Origin of the sequence: Rhodanobacter sp. Col0626 (genome assembly GCF_049994385.1) — a bacterium.
Lineage (GTDB): Bacteria > Pseudomonadota > Gammaproteobacteria > Xanthomonadales > Rhodanobacteraceae > Rhodanobacter.
In genome coordinates this window covers 1,143,267-1,164,778 of sequence record NZ_CP188260.1, presented here as the reverse complement: position 1 = coordinate 1,164,778, position 21,512 = coordinate 1,143,267, and the positions used below count along the sequence as shown (strand labels likewise).

Annotated in this window: 15 protein-coding genes; 10 read left to right on the top strand and 5 right to left on the bottom strand. The window is 64.9% G+C overall.

Annotated features, from left to right (window positions below):
- The first annotated feature begins 66 nt into the window (after window positions 1-66).
- Window positions 67-732 carry a response regulator gene (locus tag ACPPVV_RS04700; RefSeq protein ID WP_426702314.1) on the top strand — a complete coding sequence of 222 codons (666 nt, stop codon included), beginning with the start codon at window positions 67-69 and terminating at the stop codon, window positions 730-732.
- Entirely contained in the window at window positions 729-2,174 is a 1,446-nt protein-coding gene (locus ACPPVV_RS04695; RefSeq protein WP_426702313.1) for an ATP-binding protein, read from the top strand. The genes ACPPVV_RS04700 and ACPPVV_RS04695 overlap by 4 nt, the downstream gene beginning before the upstream one ends.
- A gap of 155 nt (window positions 2,175-2,329) precedes the next feature.
- Here ACPPVV_RS04695 and ACPPVV_RS04690 read toward each other — a convergent pair whose 3' ends face one another.
- On the bottom strand, window positions 2,330-3,979 hold the full coding sequence (locus ACPPVV_RS04690; RefSeq protein ID WP_426702312.1) for a phosphoethanolamine transferase: 1,650 nt from the start codon (window positions 3,977-3,979) through the stop codon (window positions 2,330-2,332).
- A gap of 334 nt (window positions 3,980-4,313) precedes the next feature.
- On the opposite strand from ACPPVV_RS04690, the gene ACPPVV_RS04685 reads away from it, so the two are divergent.
- From ACPPVV_RS04685 to ACPPVV_RS04675, 3 genes are all read left to right on the top strand, one after another.
- Window positions 4,314-6,914: a glycosyltransferase family 2 protein gene (locus ACPPVV_RS04685; protein WP_426702311.1), complete on the top strand. Its 2,601-nt coding sequence runs from the start codon at window positions 4,314-4,316 to the stop codon at window positions 6,912-6,914.
- Between the two features lie 119 nt (window positions 6,915-7,033).
- Complete coding sequence (locus tag ACPPVV_RS04680; protein ID WP_426702310.1) at window positions 7,034-8,809, top strand: autotransporter assembly complex protein TamA; 1,776 nt, start codon at window positions 7,034-7,036, stop codon at window positions 8,807-8,809.
- Window positions 8,809-12,603, top strand: coding sequence for a translocation/assembly module TamB domain-containing protein (locus tag ACPPVV_RS04675; protein ID WP_426702309.1), 3,795 nt, complete (start codon window positions 8,809-8,811; stop codon window positions 12,601-12,603). Before ACPPVV_RS04680 ends, ACPPVV_RS04675 begins: the two co-directional genes overlap by 1 nt.
- A gap of 21 nt (window positions 12,604-12,624) precedes the next feature.
- On the opposite strand, the gene ACPPVV_RS04670 is transcribed toward ACPPVV_RS04675, so the two are convergent.
- The 3 genes from ACPPVV_RS04670 to ACPPVV_RS04660 all read right to left on the bottom strand — a co-directional run bounded on the left by ACPPVV_RS04670 (window position 12,625) and on the right by ACPPVV_RS04660 (window position 15,180).
- A complete protein-coding gene (locus tag ACPPVV_RS04670) occupies window positions 12,625-13,335 on the bottom strand; it encodes an SDR family oxidoreductase (RefSeq protein ID WP_426702308.1) in 711 nt (236 codons plus the stop codon).
- A 106-nt stretch (window positions 13,336-13,441) separates the two neighbouring features.
- Window positions 13,442-14,587, bottom strand: a complete 1,146-nt coding sequence (locus ACPPVV_RS04665) for an HlyD family secretion protein (RefSeq protein WP_426702307.1) — start codon at window positions 14,585-14,587, stop codon at window positions 13,442-13,444.
- Window positions 14,584-15,180: a TetR/AcrR family transcriptional regulator gene (locus ACPPVV_RS04660; RefSeq protein WP_426702306.1), complete on the bottom strand. Its 597-nt coding sequence runs from the start codon at window positions 15,178-15,180 to the stop codon at window positions 14,584-14,586. The genes ACPPVV_RS04665 and ACPPVV_RS04660 overlap by 4 nt, the downstream gene beginning before the upstream one ends.
- 65 nt (window positions 15,181-15,245) lie before the next feature.
- Here ACPPVV_RS04660 and ACPPVV_RS04655 point away from each other — a divergent pair, with 65 nt between their 5' ends.
- The 5 genes from ACPPVV_RS04655 (at window position 15,246) to ACPPVV_RS04635 (ending at window position 20,462) form a co-directional block, all read left to right on the top strand.
- Entirely contained in the window at window positions 15,246-16,844 is a 1,599-nt protein-coding gene (locus ACPPVV_RS04655; protein ID WP_426702305.1) for a DHA2 family efflux MFS transporter permease subunit, read from the top strand.
- A 134-nt stretch (window positions 16,845-16,978) separates the two neighbouring features.
- Window positions 16,979-17,470, top strand: a complete 492-nt coding sequence (locus ACPPVV_RS04650; protein WP_426702304.1) for a DUF4019 domain-containing protein — start codon at window positions 16,979-16,981, stop codon at window positions 17,468-17,470.
- 125 nt (window positions 17,471-17,595) lie between these two features.
- Window positions 17,596-19,659, top strand: a complete 2,064-nt coding sequence (locus ACPPVV_RS04645) for a M13 family metallopeptidase (RefSeq protein ID WP_426702303.1) — start codon at window positions 17,596-17,598, stop codon at window positions 19,657-19,659.
- 143 nt (window positions 19,660-19,802) lie between these two features.
- Window positions 19,803-20,024 (top strand): AbrB/MazE/SpoVT family DNA-binding domain-containing protein, encoded by a 222-nt coding sequence (locus ACPPVV_RS04640; RefSeq protein ID WP_426702302.1) that lies wholly within the window; start codon window positions 19,803-19,805, stop codon window positions 20,022-20,024.
- A gap of 9 nt (window positions 20,025-20,033) precedes the next feature.
- Window positions 20,034-20,462, top strand: coding sequence for a type II toxin-antitoxin system death-on-curing family toxin (locus ACPPVV_RS04635; RefSeq protein ID WP_426702301.1), 429 nt, complete (start codon window positions 20,034-20,036; stop codon window positions 20,460-20,462).
- A 99-nt stretch (window positions 20,463-20,561) separates the two neighbouring features.
- Here the strand turns inward: ACPPVV_RS04635 and ACPPVV_RS04630 are convergent, their stop codons facing one another.
- Complete coding sequence (locus ACPPVV_RS04630) at window positions 20,562-21,434, bottom strand: aldo/keto reductase family oxidoreductase (RefSeq protein WP_426702300.1); 873 nt, start codon at window positions 21,432-21,434, stop codon at window positions 20,562-20,564.
- Window positions 21,435-21,512: the final 78 nt, after the last annotated feature.

Below are 21,512 nucleotides of genomic sequence, written 5' to 3'. Positions count from 1 at the left end.
CGGATAATCCGGCATGCCAAGCTTGTCGCCTGTTGACCGGCCGCGAGCCCTCTCAAGGAAGTTTCCGTGCACATCATCCTGGTGGAAGACGACTCCCAGCTCGGCATCGCCATCCAGCGGGCGCTGCAGCGCCTGGCCTATACAGTCACCTGGCTGCGCGATGGGCGCGAGGCGCTGATCGCCCTGCGCGACCAGACCGCCGATCTGGTGCTGCTGGACCTGGGCCTGCCCGGCAAGGACGGCATGGAAGTGTTGACCGAAGCGCGCCGCAGCCATGTCACCACGCCGGTGATGGTGATGACGGCGCGGGACGGGCTGGATGCCCGCATTCGCGGTCTCGACGCCGGCGCCGATGATTACCTGATCAAACCGTTCCATCTCGATGAGTTGGCGGCGCGCATCCGTTCGCTGACCCGCCGTGCCCAGGGCCTGGCCGCGAACCGCATCGAGGCCGGCGTGCTGAGCCTGGACCTGGGCACATCCGAGGTCAGCTTTCGCGATGCATCGGTCGAACTGACGAAACGCGAGTTTGCTTTGCTGCAGATCCTGATGGAGCGCGCCGGCCGGCTGGTGCGCCGCGAAAGCCTGGAGAATTCGCTGTACGGCCTCGACAACATGGTCGGCAGCAGCGCGCTGGAGGTGCTGGTGCACACGTTGCGCCGCAAACTGAGCTTCGACACCATCCAGACCGTACGCGGGTTCGGCTACATGATTCCGCGCGAACCCAAATGAGGTCGAGCCCGCTGAAACCTGCGAGCCTTTACGGCCGGTTGTGCCTGTTGATCATCGTGGTGCTGTTGGCCGTGCTGCTACCGCTGGGCGTGTTCAGCTTCCAGCGCACCATCGCCGAAGTGGACGAGCTTTCCGATGGGCGGCTGGCGCAGTCGGCGCGCACGCTGCAGGTGTTGATCGAACACACCGGCCTGTCGGCCCTGCAGGGGCGCGATGCCACCGGCGTATTGGTGCCGATCTCGGCCAGTCACGCCAAACCATTGCAGCGGCAACGTCCCACTTATGAATCGGAGGTGGGCTTCCAGGTATCCGACCGCGACGGCCGCGTCATGCTGGCCACCGCCAATCTCGCCGCGCTGCCGCGGGCGCCGGCCGATGCCGCGAATTTCCAGGATGTGCGCCAGGGCAAATACCTGTGGCGCGTATTCACCCTGAATGACGAGACCGACGCAGTGGTGATCCGCACGGCCGAGCGTTACGATAGCCGCCACGACATCATGCATGCCGTATGGCTGGAGCACGCCCTACCGTTGCTGCTGGGCCTGCCTTTGCTAGCGTTGCTGGTGGGCTGGGCCGTGCGCCGCGGCTTGCGTCCGCTCGAGGCGCTGACTGGCGAGCTGTCAGCACGGCAGCCCGGCAGCCCCGAACCGGTACAACTGCCCGGTGCACCGCTGGAATTGCAGCCGGTACTGGTTGCCTTGAACGGCCAGCTCGCGCGACTGGAAGATGCGCTGGAACGCGAACGGCGCTTCAGCGCGGACGTGGCGCACGAACTGCGCACCCCCCTGGCCACCGCCATGATCAATCTCGAAAGCGCGATGACCAGCGCCGATCCGGCAGAGTTGAATCTCGCGCTGGATAGCGCCCAGCACGGCATCTCCGCGTTGGCGCGACGTATCGAACAACTGCTGGCGCTGAGCCGTCTGGAAGCAGGTGCCGCGTCCAGCCAGCACAGCCACCTCGACCTGGTTGCGCTGGCCATGACGGTGATCGAGGAACTGGCCCCGGTGATCGCCGACAGCGGCGTGACGGTGAGCTTTGCCCGATCGATGCCACAACTGCACGTGGATGGCTACGAAGCCGCGCTGACGGCGCTGTTGCGCAACCTGGTGGAAAACGCACTGCGCCACGTGCCGGCCGGCGGGCAAGTGCAGATATCGATCGAACAGGACGACACCCACGCGCTGATCGACGTGATCGATGATGGCCCGGGCATTCCCGCCGAAAGACGCGCCAGCGTGTTCGCCCGCTTTCATCGTGAAACCAGCAGCCGCGGCGACGGCTACGGGCTGGGGCTGTCGATCGTGCAGCGCGCGGCGCAACTGCACGACGCCACCATCGAACTGCTCGATTCGCCCTACGGCAATGGCCTGCGCGTGCACGTGGCGATTCCGCGGCAGGCGCCATCCGGCGAGAAGTCGCCGGAGTCGACCGCTCCATAGAAAGCCAGCATCGATCCGATCAACCTGCCAACGCCCCGGCATCGCGGCGGCGCAGCAGCGCGTATGGCAGCGGCATCACCGTCGCGGTCACGTCCAGCCGTCGGAAGAATCGAAACGATGCGCAGGCTGCGCCCGACGCCGCAAGCAGGCTGCCCTTACCGGCGGCAGCCAGCCAGTAGGTCCAACGATTTGTCGTACAGCGAAGTGCGCACGCCGAAGAGCCCGAGCATGGTATGGAAAACGTTGTCCTGGCTGGCCGGCTGCGTGCGCCGCACATCAAGACAAGTCCGCTGCAGGCCGTCGTCGCGTTGCCATCCGGGTGACAGCCACAACAACATCGGGATGTGCGTCTGTTGCGACGGCGCGCGGTCCCGATCCGCGCCATGCAGGTAGATGTTGTTTTCGCCCAGCGATTCACCGTGATCGGACAGGTAGAACATCGCGCTGTCGACATCGGAGCTGGACTCCAGCGCATCCACGACCTTGCCCAGGATATGGTCGGTGTAGAGGATGGTGTTGTCGTAGCTGTTGACCACTTGCGCGTAGCTGCAGGTCTGCACCTCGGCGGTATTGCAGCCGGGCCTGAAGCGGTCGAACGCGGCCGGGTAACGCTGGTAATAGGCCGGACCATGGCTCCCGCGCAAGTGCAGCACCAGCAACGCTGGCGAACGCATCCGCGCCAGCCGCTGCGGCAGGTCATCGATCAGCACCTGATCCAGGCAGCCGTTGATATCGCACAACCCGGCAATCCGCGCGTCGGTGAGATCCTCGTTGGGCACCCGCACGCAGGTGCCCTTGCAACCTTCATCGTTGTCACGCCAGAACACGTCCACCCCGGCATGCTGCAGCACGTCCAGCAGATTCCATTGCGACATGGCGACCGGCTTGTCGAAACGCGCCCGCGTCATGTTGGACAGCATGCACGGTACCGACACCGTGGTGGCCGTGCCACACGACCAGGCGTCCGTGAAATAGACCGCGCCGCGCTGGCGCATCTCCGGATTGGTATCGCGTGCGTATCCCTGCAGGGACTGGTCCTGCGCACGCGCGGTTTCGCCCAGCACCAGCACCACTACGCGCCTGCGCGCCGCCATCGTCGCCGCTGGCTGCAGGGTCGCATCGGTACCGATCGGCACCAGCGGTCGCTCATGGTGGAAAACGTCACGCTGCAGATAATGGCCGGTGCCGCTGATCGCAGCGTAAGGGTTGAACACCTCGTACATGACGCGGTGGTTGCGGTTGAAATAAACGAAATCGCGACCGGCCAGCCACGAGGGCACCAACATCATCACTACCGCGCCCAACACGACCAGCGCACGCTGTAGCAGCGCCTGCCGTGGCCGCGCAAAACGCAACGGGATGCACAGCACGATGACCGCGGGCAACACGCCCAGCAGGCCGATCCAGCCCACCGAACCGGCGGTGAACATGGCCGCGGCCTCGGTGTGCCGGGTTTCGAAGATGCTCTGCACCACATCCTCGTTGAGCCGCACGCCGAACTTGTCGATGAAATAGGCGCTCGCTGCGGCCACTACCAGCAGTACCGCCAGCAACGGCTTGCCGATCCACGGCCACAGCACCAGCGCCAGCGTGAGTACCAGGCTGCCCACCAGCCGCAGGATCACCGCCGACGCCAGCAAGGCATGCGCGTGCATGCCGCCGGTGGCCGCAAACGCCTCGTCCAGCTCGAACCACAGTCGATGGTTGAACAGCGCCAGCATGTACCCGCCCACCAGCAGGCCCAGCAACCAGGCGGGCATGGCCCGGCGCTGCCGTGAAAATACGGGATCGGCGATTGTCTTCACGCATTTCCGGGAGCAGGCAGGGCGCCGACCGGCAACTCTAGCCTGATTCTCGATACTTGCACCATGGCTCCCGACAGGGCGAAGCCTGCGCCAGCGCCGGATTCAAGGTTGCGGTGCGCGGTACCGCAACCGGACCGATCCAATGGCTGGATCGATCGGGGAACCGGACGGGACCCGAAACGAGCTCGCCAGAGTCGGTATATTTTCTCGTCCGACACTTCGCGCGCTGACCTTGGGCTGACCGCTACTTGCGATGTTGGTTGAGCCGGTAGCCATGCATTGGTTAAGCTCCTCAGGCTTTCGCGCCTTTTGCGCAGGCTTCCCGGGATTTTTTTTGAGCGCCACTGCCGCAAACCGCAAAAGCCCCTATCCGCTGCTTGTCGCCCTGGCGCTTGCGTTGATCGTGGCCGCAATGAACATCGGGTTGTGGTGGTGGAGCAACCTGCCGCATGGCCCGGACGACTGGCACGGCAAGATCGGCGGTTTCTCGCTAAACGTGTATCAGCGCTACCAGAGCCCGTTCAAGCAGGACTACCCCAGCGACGACGACATCGCCGCCGACCTGAAGCTGTTGCACAAATACAGCGATCGGGTGCGCACCTATACGATGCAGCAGAACCCGCAGCTGTACCGGCTGGCGCAGCGGGAAGGCCTGAAGGTGATGGCCGGCGCCGAGATCGACAAGCGCCTGGACAACAACGAGCGCGAGATCGAGCTGCTGATCGCCAAGGCACGTGCGTATCCCGACACGATCAACCGCGTCATCGTCGGCAACGAGGTACTGTTCCGCGGCGACCTCACGCCCGAGCAGATGATGGTCTATCTGGACCGGGTACGCGCCGCCGTGCACCAGCCAGTGTCGATCGCCGAGCCCGATTACATCTGGCTGAAATATCCCGAGCTGGCCCGGCACGTGGACTTCGTCACGATCCATCTGTTTCCGTTCTGGAACGGCATCGCGCGCAAAGACGCCGTGCCCGCGGCGCTCGGCGCCTACCAGCAGATCCGCCAGCATTACCCGGACAAACCGATCGTGGTCGGCGAGATCGGCTGGCCGTCCAACGGCGACCGCCACGAATACGCCGATCCGTCGGTGTCCAACGAGGCGATCTTCATCCGCGACTGGATGAACGTAGCCAAGCTCGAGCACATCGACTACTTCCTGCTCGAAGCGTTCGACCAACCATGGAAGGAAGCCCTCGGCGAAGGCCGCACCGGTGCGTACTGGGGCATGTTCAACGCCGATCGCCAGCTGAAATTCCCGCTGACCGGCCCGGTCACCGAGGACACCGCCTGGCCGTGGAAAGCGATCGCCGCCAGCCTGCTGGCGCTGTTCCCGATGATTTTCTTCGCGCGCCGCTTCAGCCGCTTCAAGCTGATGGGACGGTTCTTCTTCTGCGCACTGATCCAGCTCGCCTGCGGGCTGATCACCTGGTCGGCGACCCTGCCGTTCAACTTCTACCTGAGCTGGATCGACTGGACCATGCTGGTGCTGCTGTTTCCGGCACAGATCGCGATTTTGGCGATCCTGCTGATCAACGGCTTCGAGTTCACCGAGGTGCTGTGGCGACGCGAATGGATCCGCCACGCCGGCATGCTGACACCTGATCCGCCGGAAAAGCAGCCCTTCGTGTCGATCCACCTGGCTTGCTACAACGAACCACCGGAGATGGTGATCATCACGCTCGATTCGCTGGCTGCGCTCGACTACGCCAACTTCGAAGTGCTGGTGATCGACAACAACACCAAGGATCCGGACGTCTGGAAACCGGTGCAGGAATACTGCGAGAAGCTTGGCAAGCGCTTCCGCTTCTTCCACCTGGAACCGTGGCCCGGCTACAAGGCCGGTGCGTTGAACTTCGGTTTGAAGGAAACCGATCCGCAAGCCGACGTAGTGGCGGTGATCGATGCCGACTACGAAGTGCGCGCCGACTGGCTGGCCACCCTCACCGGCCACTTCCACGATCCGAAGGTTGCCGTGGTGCAGTGCCCGCAGGCGCATCGCGAGTTCGAGCACAACACCTTCCGCCGGATGACCGCGTGGGAGTACGACGGCTTCTTCCGCATCGGCATGCACCACCGCAACGAGCGCAACGCGATCATCCAGCACGGCACCATGACGATGGTTCGCCGCAATGCGCTGGAAGGCACCGGCGGCTGGTCCGAATGGACCATCTGCGAGGACGCGGAACTCGGCTTGCGCCTGATGCACGCCGGCTACGAGCTGGTCTATGTCGACGAATTGATGGGCAAGGGCCTGACCCCGGCCGACTTCAAGGCGTACAAGAGCCAGCGCTACCGCTGGGCATTCGGCGCGATGCAGATCCTGAAAGGCCGCTGGAGCTGGATGACCCAGCGCGGCCCGCTCAGCGCGGGCCAGCGCTTCCACTTCCTCACTGGCTGGTTCAGCTGGTTCGCCGATGCGCTGCACCTGATCTTTACGCTGATGGCGCTGTTCTGGACCGCCGGCATGATCGCGTACCCGCAGTACTTCAGCCTGCCGATGCAATTGTTCCTGATCCCGGTGATCGGCTTCTTCTTCGCCAAGGCGATCTTCGGCATCGTGCTGTACCGCGCCCGCGTGCCGTGCAGCTGGCGCGACACGTTGATGGCATCGCTGGCCAGCATGGGCCTGTCGCACGCGATCGCACGCGGCATCCTGCACGGGCTGACCCGCGAAAAGACCTCGTTCGTGGTGACGGCGAAGAGCCGACGCCTGGGCGGCAGCAACTTCGCGGCCTTTGCGCCGGTGCGCGAGGAGCTGTTGATGGCGATCGCCCTGGCGCTGTGCATCGTCGGCATGGCCGAGGGCTACGGCACGCGCTACATCGAAGGTACCTTGTGGATGTTCATCCTCGCGGCACAGTCGATTCCCTATGTATCGGCGGTGACCGGCGCGTGGATCGCGCACAAGGCGGGCGACTCGGCGGGTTGATGTCGCTTCGCCGGCGCCGTCCATCCGTGGAACCGCGCAGCGTGTTCATACGATGCCAACCTCAAGTTGGGTAAGCTCCCCCTACCCCACGTAATGCTTCCCAGGACGGAACCCCACGCATGCGCCGAACCGCCCGACGCCTGAGCTTGCTGTTGCTGCCCCTGCTGCTGTTGGCCTCACAGGCCCATGCCGGCGTGCAACTGGTGGTGGATGGCGTCGAGGATCCGTTGAAAGGCGCGGTGATCTCCGCCACCGAACTGTCGCAATACGCGACCCGCGACGTCAGCGATGCGCAAGTCCGGCGGCTGTACCAGCACGCGCCGGAACAGGCGAAATCGGGGCTGGAACCCTACGGCTACTACGATGCCACCGTTACCGGCGACCTGCAGCAGGTCGGCAAGGACTGGCGGGTGACCCTGCACGTGAAACCCGGTGAACCGGTGAAGGTCACCGCCGTCGAACTGCAGTTGGACAAGGAAGCGGCGGATCTCGCCCCGCTGCGTCGCGCGAAACGCTCACTCGAACGGCTCAAGGGCCAGCGGCTGGATCATGGCGCCTACGACGCCGCACGGGACACGTTGAGCGGGCAACTGACCGCCAACGGCTTCCTCGATGCCCGGCTGGTCACCCACCGGGTCGAGGTGACCCGCGCCAACCACAGCGCGGTGATCAAGCTGGCCTGGCAGGCGGGCCCGCGCTATCGCTACGGCCAGGTGCGTTTCGAAGGCTCGCAATTCAACGACGGTTTCCTCGACCGCTACGTGCCATTCAAGTCGGGCGATTATTTCTCGCAGGACCAGTTGCTGGAACTGCAGCAGGCACTGAACGGCGCCGACTATTTCGCGGTGGTCAACGTGCTGCCCGATGTCGATGAAGCCAAGAATGGCTCGGTCGACGTCACCGTGCAGTTGGCGCCGGCCAAGCGCACGATTTATACCGGTGGTCCGTTCATCGGTACCGACACCGGCGTTGGCCTGCGCGGTGGCGTCGAGCGCCGCTGGGTGAACCGCCGCGGGCACAAGTGGAAGAACGAACTGGTCGTGGCGCAGAAGCTGAAGACGCTGTCCACGCTGTACTCGATCCCGATGCCCGGCCCCAACCAGCGCAGCTACAACTTCGGCGCCAACTTCCGCGACGCCAACACCACTACCTCGCAATCACGCACGCTGGAACTGGTCGGCAACGAAACACGGCAATGGCACAACTGGACCCGCACGCTGGGCGTGCATGCGCTGTCCGGCACCTTCACCGTGGGCAAGCGCGGCAACGAACCGGACAGCACGCCCGGCATCGAGCACGGCCGCAGCACCCTGGTGTTCGCCGAGGCCGGGCTGACGCGCAAGAAGGCCGACAACCCCGACTTCGTGCACCGTGGCTGGTCGATCAGCCTGGCCGCGCGCAGCACCGCCGGCACCCTGTTGTCCGATGCCAGTTTCAGCCAGCTCACCGCCGATGCGAAATGGATCCGCGCATTCGGCGCGAAGAGTCGCAACCGGCTGATCCTGCGCGGCAGCGCCGGGTATACCTGGACCGACGATTTCACCGCGCTGCCGCCGCAACTGCGCTTTTTCGCCGGCGGCGATCGTTCGGTGCGCGGCTACGGCTACCAGTCGATCGGACCGCGCAACAGCGACGACCGCGTCATCGGCGGAAAGAACCTGCTGGTCGCCAGCACCGAGGTCGAGCACTATTTCACCCGCAACTGGGGCATGGCCGCCTTCGTCGATGCCGGCAATGCTTTCAGCGGCGTCGACTATCGTCCCAAGATCGGTGCCGGCCTCGGCGTGCGCTGGCGCTCCCCGGTCGGCATGATCCGGGTCGACCTGGGCACGCCGATTCACGACAACCGCGAACACGGCATCCAGTTGCATCTGGTGATCGGGCCGGATCTCTGATGATGATGACAGCCACCACACCCGCCGCTCCCGTTCCACCTCGCCGCCGCTGGTTGCGCTGGCTCGGCGTGGCCCTGCTGCTGCTTCTGCTGTTGCTGGCCGTGACCGCTGGCTGGCTGCTCGGCACCGCATCGGGCCTGCGCTTTGCGCTGGCGCGAGCAGAGGCCGCCATGGACGGCGCGCTACACGTACAGCAGGCGCAAGGCCGATTGATCGGCCCGCTCGATCTGGCCGGTGTGCGCTACGACGATGGCAAGGGCACGTTGGTGAAAGTGGCGAAGGCGCACCTGGATTTGCGCATCTGGCCATTGCTGGCCAAACGGGTGCACGTGCTCGCGCTGGATGTCGATGGTGTCGACGTGGCCCTGCCCAAAGCAGCCGACGACGATACCTCCAGCTCTGGAGGCTTTTCGTTGAAGCCGCCGGTGGAACTGATCCTCGACCGAGTCCACGTGGGCACGGTGAAGGTGACGCAGGACGGCCAACCGCTGTTCGCTTCAGACAAACTCGATCTGGCCGGCAGCTGGACGCAGCGCGGCATCGAACTGCGTCAGCTGGTGCTGCAGGCGCCCGACGGCCACGCCAACCTCGACGGCAAACTGGCCGTCGGCACGAACTACAAGGGCAACGGCAAGGCCGCGTTCGCCTGGAAGGTCGGCGACACCGAATACGCCGGCAGCCTCGATGCACACAGCGACGGCAGGCAGGCGCAGCTCGACCTCAAACTCAGCGCGCCCACGGTGGTGCAACTGCAGTTGAAGCTGTCCCAGAGCGGCGACTACGCCTGGACCGGCAAGCTCGACGCGCCCCGTTTCGATCCCAAGCCGATCCTTGGCGACAGCTCGCTGAAGGCCTTGGCGATCGCCGTGCAAGGTCACGGTGACCGTTACAGCGGCACCCTCGACGGCCGGCTCGACCTCAACGATTACCAGCTGTTGCTGCAGCCGTTGCGCGCGCAGTTCAGCCACGACTTCGACACGCTGACACTGCAGCAACTCAACCTCGGCTCGCCGCAGATCAAGGGCCGCGTGGCGGCCAGCGGTACCGTGCACCTGGCGGCAAAGCCGCTCAGCGCCGACCTGGACATCCGCTGGAACGACCTGCTGCTGCCGGAGGACCTGGCGGGGCAGGAACTGGCCAGCCATGGCGAGCTCAAGGCCAGCGGCAGCGCCGAGAAATACCACGCCGACGGCGATGTCGATATCGGTCCGCCCGGCAAGCTGGCAAAACTCTCACTGGATCTGGATGGCACCCCGCAGTTGGTCACCCTGCACACGCTGGCGTTGAAACAGGCGCGGGGCGGCCTGCAGGCCAACGGCACGCTGACCCTGCAACCGACCCTTGCCTGGCAGGCCGAGGCCACCGCCAACAAGCTCGATCCCGGCCAATTGTTCGCTGGCTGGAAGGGCGCACTCGATTTCGACATCGCCAGCAGCGGCACGCTACCGAAGAACGGCCCGGATGCCACGCTGGAGATCCGCAAGCTCACTGGCCGGTTGCGCGAACGTGCGATCGGCGGCACCGGAAAATTGCACCTGTCGCCGAATGAAGTCGTCGACGGCCAGCTCAACCTCGCGTCCGGCGGCAGCACGGTGAAACTGGACGCCCGGGCCGGCGCCAGCAACGACATCGACCTGCAGCTGGCGATTGCCTCGCTGGGTGACTGGCTGCCGGATGCCAGTGGCCGTATGGACGGCCATTTCAATATTCGCGGAAAGCAGCCCAAGCTCAGCGTCAATGGTCAGTTGCACGGATATTCACTGGCCTGGCAGCAGCAGAAGGCGGATGCGCTGCAGTTGATTGTCGGCATCCCCGATATCAGCCACCCGGCCGGCAAGCTGGACTTGCAGACCCGCAACGTCTATCTGCAAGGCCTGCTTTTCCAGCATCTCAACCTGCTTGCCGAAGGCAGCCAGGGCGACCATCGCCTCGCCATCGATGCGGTGGGCACCCAGTTGTCCGGCGCGCTTGCCTTGCACGGCGCACTGAAGGGTTCCGCCTGGAGCGGCACGCTTTCCACCCTCAACCTGCAACCGCAAGGCATGCCGGGATGGCGCCTGTCGCAACCGTCGCAGCTCAGTTACAACGACGGCACGATGAGCCTGTCCGAACTGTGCCTGACGGCCGGTGACCCGCAACTGTGTTTGGCGGCGAAACAAGACAAACCCGGCAACCTCGACGCCAGCTACCGCCTGCATGCGTTGCCGCTGGCGCTGCTGCTGAACGCTGCCGGCGATGCCGACCTGCCGATGCGTGCGGACGGCACCCTGGAGGGCAGCGGCAAGATCCACCGCAGCGCCGCGGGCGCACTCAGCGGCAACGCATCGATTACTTCCGCGCAAGGCAGCGTCACCTATACCGATCGACCCGATGAGCCGTTGCTGCGTTACGACCAGTTGCGCCTGACAGCCGAGCTCGCGCCCGCCAGCCAGCGCATCGACGTGCACGCCGGACTGGATGACGGTGGGCGCATGGACGGCCAGGTCACCCTCAGCGGCGCCCAGCAATCGCTGGGCGGCCAACTCGATCTGCGCCTGAACAATCTCGCCTTCATCGAGCTGTTCAGCAACGAGGTGGCCAACGTCAAGGGCGGCGTCGACGGCAATTTCCGCTTTGCCGGCACACTGAAACAGCCGGCCATCACCGGTCAGGCCCATGTGCGCGGGTTTGCCGCCGAAGTACCCTCGGCCGGCCTCAAGCTGAGCCAGGGGCAGCTCACCGTGAGCACCACCGATGCACGCCAGTTCCTGATCCAGGGCGCCGTGCAATCGGGCAAGGGTAGCGTGGCAATCAATGGCCATGCCGGCATCGGCACCGGCGCGCAGACCCTGCTCACTCTGAAGGGCAGCGAGTTCACCGCCGCCGATATTCCCGCCGCCAAGGTGGTGATCTCGCCCGACCTCACGGTGAAGCAGGATGCCAAGGGCATCGACATCGGTGGCTCGCTCAGCATCGACAGCGCCGACGTGAATGCCGAAAAACTGCCCGGTGCCGGCGCCACCCAGGCATCGCCCGACGTGGTGATAATCGATGAAAAACAGCAGCAGGAAGCCGCCAGCAAATTGCCTATCAGCGCCCTGATCAAGGTCGATCTCGGCCACAAGACACATATCGTCGGGATGGGCCTGAATGGTCGCGTGAGCGGCCTGTTGACGGTGGTCGAACATCCCGGACGCGCCACCGCCGGACAAGGCCAGCTGACGGTCAACGGTACCTATCGCGCCTACGGCCAGAACCTGCAGATCCAGCGCGGCCAGCTGCTGTTCGCCAGTACGCCGATCGACAACCCCGGCCTGAACATCCGCGCCGTGCGCAAGCTCAATCCGAATGCCACCATCGACGAAGGCCAGGAAGTCGGCCTGCTGGTTTCCGGCACGGCGCAACGACCGATCCTTACCGTGTTCTCCAACCCGGTGATGGAGCAGTCCGATGCGCTGTCCTACCTGGTCACCGGCAAGCCGCTGTCGCAGGTAAAAGGTGGCGAAGGCGACATGGTCGGCGCCGCGGCGCAGGCGCTCGGCTCCGCCGCCGGCGACCTGCTGGCCAAGCGCGTGGGCTCGAAACTCGGTGTCGACGACATCGGCGTTTCCAGCAACGAGGCGCTGGGCGGCAACTCGGCGTTCACCGTCGGCAAATACCTTTCGCCACGGCTGTACCTCAGCTATGGCGTCGGCCTGTTCGAACCGGGCGAAGTGATCACCCTGCGTTATCGCCTGAGCAAGCGCTGGAACTTCGAGGCCCAGCAGGCCACCGAATTCAGCCGTGCCAGCCTGAACTACCGCATCGAGAAATGACCCGGCTTCGCCGGACGTGGTTCAAGCCGGAATGCCTCCGAGGTAGAGCGACGGCACGGCGGTGAAACCGGTTTTGACGTATCGCGCGGTATCGTCGGCCAGCACTTCGGATGCGCCCGCCTCGATGCCGTCGAGCACCGCCTGCGCGATGTCTTCGGGACGCGACTTGGGGCTGTCGACGTCCTTCACCATGTCGGTATCGATATACCCGGCGTGCACGCCCACCACCAGCGTGCCCTGCCCGCGCAGTTCGTTGCGCAATCCGTTGGTCAGCGCCCACGCCGCCGCTTTCGATATCGAATAGCTGGCGCTGCCCGGCAAGCTCGTCCAGCTCAACGCCGAGAGCATGTTGACCAGCGCGCCGCCGCCGTTCGCCCGCAGCACGGGTGCGAATGCACGGCTCACGGCGAGCACGCCATGGAGGTTGGTATTCAGCACGGTGTCCAATGCATTCACGCCGTTCGCGCCGAGCAGCGGTTCACTGCCGATGACGCCGGCGTTGTTGATCAACAGATCGACATCGCCGCATTGGGCGGCCGCGGCGGCGATATCGCCGGCGTGGTTGACATCGATTCGCACGGGCACGAGGCCTTCCAGCGACGGTACGGTCGAGGGATCGCGCGCGCCGGCGTAGACCTTGCGGGCACCTGCCGCGAGCAGGGCTTTCGCATAGGCGAGCCCGAGTCCGCGATTGGCGCCGGTGACGAATGCCGTGCTGTCTTGAATTTTCATGGGTCGATACCTGGGGGAAAGGTGGGATGCCAATTTGACGACTGCCATCCATGGGCAATATCCGTTTCTTGCGGAGCACGTCCCGGCGATGCGTGACCGTGCAGATTCAGCGCGCTGCCTGTGCGGAACGCGGTGCAGTCAACTGCACGGTGACGGTGCTGGAGAGACCCGGCCGCAGCCGCGCGAGCAGCGATTGATCGGCATCGAAACGAATGCGCACCGGCACCCGCTGCACGATCTTGGTGAAGTTGCCGGTACCCGGCTCGAACGGCAGCAGCGAAAACTGCGAGCCGGAACCCGGCGCGAAACTCTCGACGTGGCCGTGCAGGGTCTGTCCGGGCAGCGCGTCGACTTCGACGCCGACGTCCTGCCCGATCACCATCCGTGCGGTTTGGGTCTCCTTGAAGTTGGCGATCACATACAACGCATTCAGCGGCACCACGGTGAGCAGGCGCGTACCCGGTTGCACGTAATCGCCGGGTTCGACCTGACGGTCGCCGACGACGCCGTCGATCGGTGCGCGTACCAGGGTATGGGTCTGATCCTGCCGCGCCAGGTCGAGCGCGGCTTTCGCGCTGGCCACAGCTGCATTGGCCTGGGCCAGATTGGCCTGCAGCGTCAGCCGCTTGGCGTGAGTTACCGCCGACTGGTCGCGACTCACTGCGTACTCGGCCCGGCTGTGTTCGGCGTTCGCCTGCGCGGTAACCGCCGCGGTGCGGTATTGCTCGGCATCGCGACGCGCCACCGCGCCGCTGGCGATCAGTGCGTCGAAACGCCTGCGGTCGGCTTCGGCCAGCGCCTGCTGCGCCTCGGACGAGCGGATCGAGGTTTGCGCCGCACGCACGTTTGACCCTGCCAGTTTCTCTTCCGCATCGAGCGCGATCAGCGCGGCGGCTGCCGCGGCGACGCTGGACTGCGCGTTCTGCCATTCCGCCGTGGCCGATGCGACCCGTGCGTCGAATTCCTCCGCGTCGATACGCACCAGCGGATCACCGCGCCGCACACGCTGGTCGTGCTGCACCAGCACGGCAGCAACCAGCCCGCGCACCTTCGGCGCGACCACCGAGCTGTCGGCCTGCAGGTAGGCGTTGTCGGTGGAGACGCTGCGCTTGGGCGCGGCGATCCACCACACACCGGCGATCGCGATCACCAGGGCCACGGCGGCGACCAGCACCGGCTTGCGCGACCACGGCGTGCGCGGCGCTGCCGGCACGGCGGCCGCGGGCACGCCCGGGGTACCGTCGGCGCTCATGGTTTCGATCCCTGCATGCCGAGGCGCTGTTTCAATTGGCTACGTGAGGCGGCGAGGATCGCGTCCGAACGTTTCGCATCCGGCTCGATGCGCGCCAGCGACAGCGCACCGATCAGTTCGGCGATCACCGATCGCGCCTCGACCTCGGGCTCGGCACGGCCCAATGCAGCCAGCTTCTCGCCCAAGCTCACAGTGGATTGCCGCACGCCGACGGCGAACTGTTCGCGCGCCGGCTCCGCCAGCCGTGGCACGTCCGAGGACAACGCAGCCATCGGACAGCCGAAACCGCGCGCGTCGCGATGTTTCTTCGACAGGTAGAAGTCGATATAGCCGCCCAGGCCCTCGGCCGGATCGCGGCCGGTGGTTTCGTGATCCAGCCGCGCACGCGCCTGCTCGAACATCTGTTCGATGGCCGCGGCCACCAGCTCGTCCTTGGACTTGAAGTGGGCGTAGAAACCGCCGTGGGTAAGCCCGGCCTCCGCCATCACGCCTGCCACGCCGACGCGATCCGGACCCTCGGTGCGGATCGCCCGCGCCGCGGCCTGCAGCACCATCGCGCGGGTCTTCTGCTTGTGTTCGGTGTCGTAACGCATGACGGCCTCGCTTTTTAATATGATGATCATCATACTATCATTCGCCACCAATGCAAGAGCTGCCCGTGAACGCCCTCATCACTACCTCCCAAGTCACTTCCATCGCCCCTGCCGACCTGCCGCTACCGCGCAAATTCCTGATCTTCGGGATCATGGCGTTCGGCATGTTCATGGCGCTGATCGACATCCAGATCGTCGCGGCCTCCCTCAATGAAATCCAGGCCGGGCTCTCGGCCGGACCGGATGAGATCAGCTGGGTGCAGACCGGCTACCTGATGGCCGAGCTGGTGATGATCCCGTTCGCCGCCTTCCTTGCGCAGGCGTTGTCGACGCGCTGGCTGTTCGCGCTTTCCGCAGGATTGTTCACCATCGCCAGCGCGCTGTGCGGAATGGCCTGGGACATCCAGTCGATGACCGTGTTCCGGATAATCCAGGGCTTTGTCGGCGGCGCGATGGTGCCGACCGTGTTCGCCACCGGCTTCGCACTGTTCACCGGCAAGCAGCGCGCGTTGATCCCGGCGATCCTCGGCATGGTTTCGGTGCTGGCCCCGACGCTAGGGCCGACCGTGGGCGGCTGGCTCACCGAGGCGGTGGGCTGGCGTTCGATCTTCTACGTCAACATCGTGCCGGGCATCGCCGTCACCGTGCTGTCGATGTTGCTGGTGAAGGTCGACCGGCCCGACCTGGCGATGCTGAAGAAGATCGACTACGTACACCTGATTGCCATGGCGATGTTCCTGGGCGGCCTCGAATACGTGCTGGAGGAAGGTCCCCGCCATGAATGGCTGGGCGATCCGGCGATTGCCACCGCCGCGTGGTTGTCGGTGGTCGGTTTCGCGCTGTTCCTGGAGCGCTCGCTGCGCTCGTCCGGACCGATCGTACGGCTGTCGCCGTTCCGCCAGCCCACCTTCGTGCTGGCCTGCGTACTCAGTCTGGTGATCGGCTTCGGGTTGTATGCGGCAACGTACCTGGTGCCGGTGTTCCTCGGGCGTGTGCGCGGCTACAACAGCCTGCAGATCGGCACCACGGTATTCGTCACCGGCATCGCGCAGATCCTGAGCACAGTGGTGGCGGCACGGCTGTCGCAGCGGATCGATGCGCGCTGGACGATCAGCGCCGGCCTGCTGCTGTTCGCCGCCAGCCTCTGGCTGTTCTCCGACATGACGCCGGAATGGGGCTTTGCCGCGCTATTCTGGCCACAGGTATTGCGCGGTTTCGCGATCATGCTGTGCATCGTGCCAAGCGTGAACATGGCACTGAACGGCTTTGCCCTCGCCGAGCTGCGCTACGCCTCGGGTCTGTTCAACCTGATGCGCAACCTCGGCGGCGCGATCGGCATCGCGGTGGTCAATACCTGGCTGCAGGACCAGACGCGCATCCACGTCGCGCGGTTCGGCGAGGGCCTCGGCGAAGCCGGCCGCAACGCGCCCGACGTGGTGGCGCAGCTGGCCGGGCGGATCGGTCAGTTCACCACCGATTCCGCGCACGCCCTGCTGATGGCAAAGGGCGAACTGGGGCAGCTGGTCGCGCGCGCGGCGACCACGCTGGCGTTCGACGACGTGTTCCGGCTGATGGCATGGATGTTCCTGGCCGCGTTGATCTTGGTGCCGTTCTGCCGTACGCCACCCCATCCCGGCCAAGCCGCCGCCGTGGAGGCGCACTGATGGCGCCAGCGCCACTCACTTCATCGCGCGGCACAACCACTTCGCCCGATGTCATGACAGGCTCGACGCACATGGGTCTGTCGGTGCAAGCTGCGAGGGTCGTCCACCTCTGCAACCTCATGGAGATCCACCGCATGCTGAAGACATCCTTGCTCGCCGCCCTTCTGCTGAGCGCCTCCGCCGGCGCGTTTGCGCAATCGCCGGCACCGGCGACAGCCGCGAAGACGCAGGCGGCCCCGGCGCTGACATCCGAGCAGAAAGCCCAGCTCCAGAAAGAGAACGCGCAGATGGCGCAGAACTCGTTGCGCATCGCCCAGATGGTCGACCAGGGCCAGATCGGCAGCGTGTGGGATCAGGCGTCCAGCGTGACCAAACAGACGTCCAAGCGCGCCGACTTCGTGCAACAGATCGGCGCCGACCGCACCAAGCTCGGTGCTCCCGGCACGCGCAAGCTGGCGGCCATCACCCGTACCCAGTCCAAAGGCGGCCCGGTGCCGCCCGGCCTGTACATCAACGTCAGCTATGCCACCCAGTTCGCCAAGGTCCAGAAGCCGGTGCGCGAGCTGATCTCGTTCCACCTGGATACCGATCGCATCTGGCGCGTCGCCGGCTACACCGTGCGCTGACCGGGCGATATGGCGGTTGACCGGACCGTCCGGCCAACCGCGTCAGCGCCTAGGCCGAAAGTCATGCCCACAAGCGCGCGGCAGCGGATTATCGTGGCGGTTCGATTCCCGACCAGGTAACGCCCATGCTCCGCTCCCGCTGGATTCTTGCCACCGCCGTCCTGTGCGGCTCGACCGCCCTGGCGGCCACGCCTCCGCAGCAAAGCCCCCACAAGCCTTCCGGTGTGGACATGGCGGGCATCGACCACGGCGTGAAGCCGGGCGACGACTTCTTCCGCTACGCCAACGGCGACTGGCTCAAGACCGCGAAGATCCCCGCCGACCGCTCCAGCACCGGCACCTTCCTCAAGGTGTTCGAGCAATCCGAAAAAGATACTGCCGAGCTGATCCGCAACGCTGGCGTCGGCCACCCAGCCGCCGGCAGCAATGCACGCAAGATCGCCGACTACTATGCCGCGTGGATGAATACCGCCACCATCGAGAAGCACGGCCTGGCCCCGCTCAAGACCGAGCTGGCGCAGATCGACGCAATCGCCTCACGCGAGGATCTTGCCCGCGTACTGGGCAGCCGGCTGCGTGCCGATGTCGATCCGATCAACGCCACCAACTACCACACGCAGAATCTGTTCGGACTGTTCGTGACGCAGGGGTTGGAGGATCCGTCACACCACATCGCCTACCTGCTGCAAGGCGGCATCGGCCTGCCCAGTCGTGACTACTATTTGTCCAGCGATCCGCACATGGTCGAGGCGCGCGGCAAGTACCTGACCTACGTCGGCGCGTTGCTGCAACAGGCCGGCATCGCCGATGCGCAGGCCAAGGCGAAAACCATCGTCGCGCTGGAAACGAAAATCGCCAAGGCGCAGGCCAGCCTGATCGACAGCGAGGACGTGCACAAAGCCAACAACCTGTGGCGCATGGACGAGTTTGCGCAGAAGGCCCCCGGCCTCGACTGGGCCAGCTACTTCAAGGCGGCCGGCCTGCAGGATCAAGCGCGGATCGATGCATGGCAAGCCGGCGCGATCAGCGGCCTCTCGGCGCTTACCGCCAGCGAGCCGCTGCAGGCATGGAAGGACCTGTTGACGTTCCATACCATCAACCACGCGGCCGGCCTGCTGCCGAAGGCTTATGCCGATCTCAACTTCAACTTCTACGTGCGCACCCTGCAGGGAACGCCGGTGCAGCAGCCGCGCTGGAAACGCGCGGTGGGCTCCACCAGCAACGATCTCGGCGACGCGGTGGGCCAGCTTTACGTGAAGCACTACTTCCCGGCTTCCTCGAAAGCGGAAATCGAGCAGTTGGTGAAAAACCTGATCGCCGCGTTCAACGACCGCATCGACACGCTGAGCTGGATGACGCCGGCCACGCGCGCCAAGGCCAAGGCCAAGCTCGACACCTTGCGCGTCGGCGTCGGCTATCCGGACACATGGCGCGACTACGCCACGCTGGAGATCCGCGCCGACGATGCGCTTGGCAACCGCCTGCGGGCCGAGAAGTTCGAGTACGAACACCAGCGCGCCAAGCTCGGCCAAAGCGTCGACAAGGGCGAATGGTGGATGACTCCGCAAACCGTCAACGCGGTCAACCTGCCGCTGCAGAACGCGCTGAACTTTCCCGCCGCGATCCTGCAGCCACCGTTCTTCGACCCGAAGGCCGATGCCGCCGCCAATTACGGCTCCATCGGCGCCATCATCGGTCACGAAATCAGCCACAGCTTCGACAACCTTGGCGCCGAGTTCGATGCCCAGGGACGGCTGGCCAACTGGTGGACCCCGGAAGACCTGGCCCACTTCAAGGCGACCGGCCAGCAACTGATCGATCAGTTCAACCAGTACGAAGCGCTGCCCGGCCTGCATGTCGATGGCAAACAGACCCTGGGCGAGAACATTGCCGATGTGTCCGGCCTCACCATCGCGTATCTCGCCTACCACAAGTCGCTGGGCGACAAACCCGCACCGGTGATCGACGGACTCACTGGCGACCAGCGATTCTTCCTCGCCTTCGGCCAGGCATGGCGCGGAAAGATCCGTGATGCAGCCCTGCGTCAGCGCCTCAGTACCGACGTGCACGCCCCCGGCGACTTCCGAGCGCTGACCGTGCGCAACCTTGACCAGTGGTATCCGGCGTTCGAGGTGAAGCAGGGCCAGAAGCTGTACCTCGACCCGAAGGATCGGGTGAAGATCTGGTAGTGCATCGCTGACCAGCCCAAAGACTCGGCATACGGAAAGAGCCCGCATTGCGGGCTCTTTCTTTTCCGATGTCCTGCCTGCCACGTTGCGTTCCATCCGTCATCGACGTATAACATACGTTATAACTTACGCCGGAGGCCGCCATGAAACTCAAGATCACCACCATCGGCAACTCCGCTGGTGTCATCCTGCCGCGCGAACTGCTGGCCCGCCTGCGCCTGGAAAAAGGCGACGAACTGTTTGCGCTGGAAACCCCCGACGGCATTCGCCTCACCACCTACGACCCCATCCTGGCCAAGCAGATGGAAGTGGCCGAGGAAGTGATGCGCAAGGACCGCCATGTCCTGCACAAACTGGCGCAATAGGCGACGGCCATGATCATCTGGATCGAAAGACCGCTCGCCATCGCCATCCACGAACGCCAGCTCGCCGAACATGGCGGCGGCAATGGCGTGCGCGACGAGAGCTTGCTGGATTCGGCGCTCGCCCGCCCGCAGCAACGGCACAACTATGGCGATCCACCGCCGGATCTTGCCGAGCTCGCCGCCAGCCTCGCCTTTGGCCTGGCACGCAACCACCCCTTCGTCGATGGCAACAAGCGCACGGCGCATGTCTGCTATCGCGTTTTCCTCGCGCTCAACGGAGCCGACCTCGTCGCAAGTGACGAGGACAAATACGTCACCATGATCGCCCTCGCCGAAGGCAGCCTTTCGGAAACCGAGTTCGCCACCTGGCTGCGCGAGCACATCAAGCTCGACGCCAAAAACCGCGTGAACGAACCGCGTGCGCGCTACGCACGCTAAAACCGCCGACGGCCTTGCTGCTTTCAGATCGCGCGAAAACCTGGCAATTCGCGCTCCAAAAGAAACCTGTCGCACCAACCGCTTTTCAACGGCACACCGTCATCGTTCCTTGGCGATACCGTCCAGCTCAGCCATCGCACTATCGTCCAACTCGAGCTCCACCGCCGACAGGTTTTCGCGCAGATGGTTGAGCGACGAAGTACCGGGAATCAGCAGGATGTTGGGTGCGCGGGCCAGCAGCCACGCAAGTGCGACCTGCATCGGCGTGTTCTCCAGACGCATGGCCACGTCGGACAGCGTCTGTGATTGCAGCGGAGTGAAACCGCCAAGGGGGAAGAACGGCACATAGGCGACGCCCTGGGCCGCGAGTGCATCGACGAAGGCATCGTCCCCACGGTGCGCCAGGTTGTACTGATTCTGCACGCACACCACCGGCGCGATGCGCTGCGCTTCGGCCACCTGGTTCGCCGTGGCGTTGCTCAGGCCAAGATGACGAATCAGGCCCTGACTACGCAACTCGGCCAGCGCGCTGAACTGCGCCTCGATGCTGCCCTCAGTCGGTGCATGCACGTCACCCATGATGCGCAAATTGACCACGTCCAACACGTCCTTGGCGAGATTGCGCAGGTTGTCGTGCACGGCTTGCACCAGTTCGGCCGGGCTCTGGGCGGGGTACCACGATGCATCATCGCCGCGCAGGGCGCCGACCTTGGTCACGATCACCAGATCGTCGACGTACGGGTGCAACGCCTCGCGAATGATCCGGTTCGTGACGTGGGGGCCGTAGAAGTCGCTGGTGTCGATATGGTTCACGCCGGCCTCCCGCGCCGCACGCAATACCGCCAGCGCCATGGCGTGATCCTTCGGCGGCCCGAACACACCCTCGCCGGCGAGCTGCATGGCGCCGTAGCCCATGCGGTTGATCGTACTGTCGCCGAGCGAAAAGGTGCCTGCCTGTGCGAGCTTGCTCATGCTGTTCTCCGGGGTTGGGGTGGGATGAACTATAAGAAGCTCGCGGGTGGCTGATAATCCGGCACAATCTGCACGGGT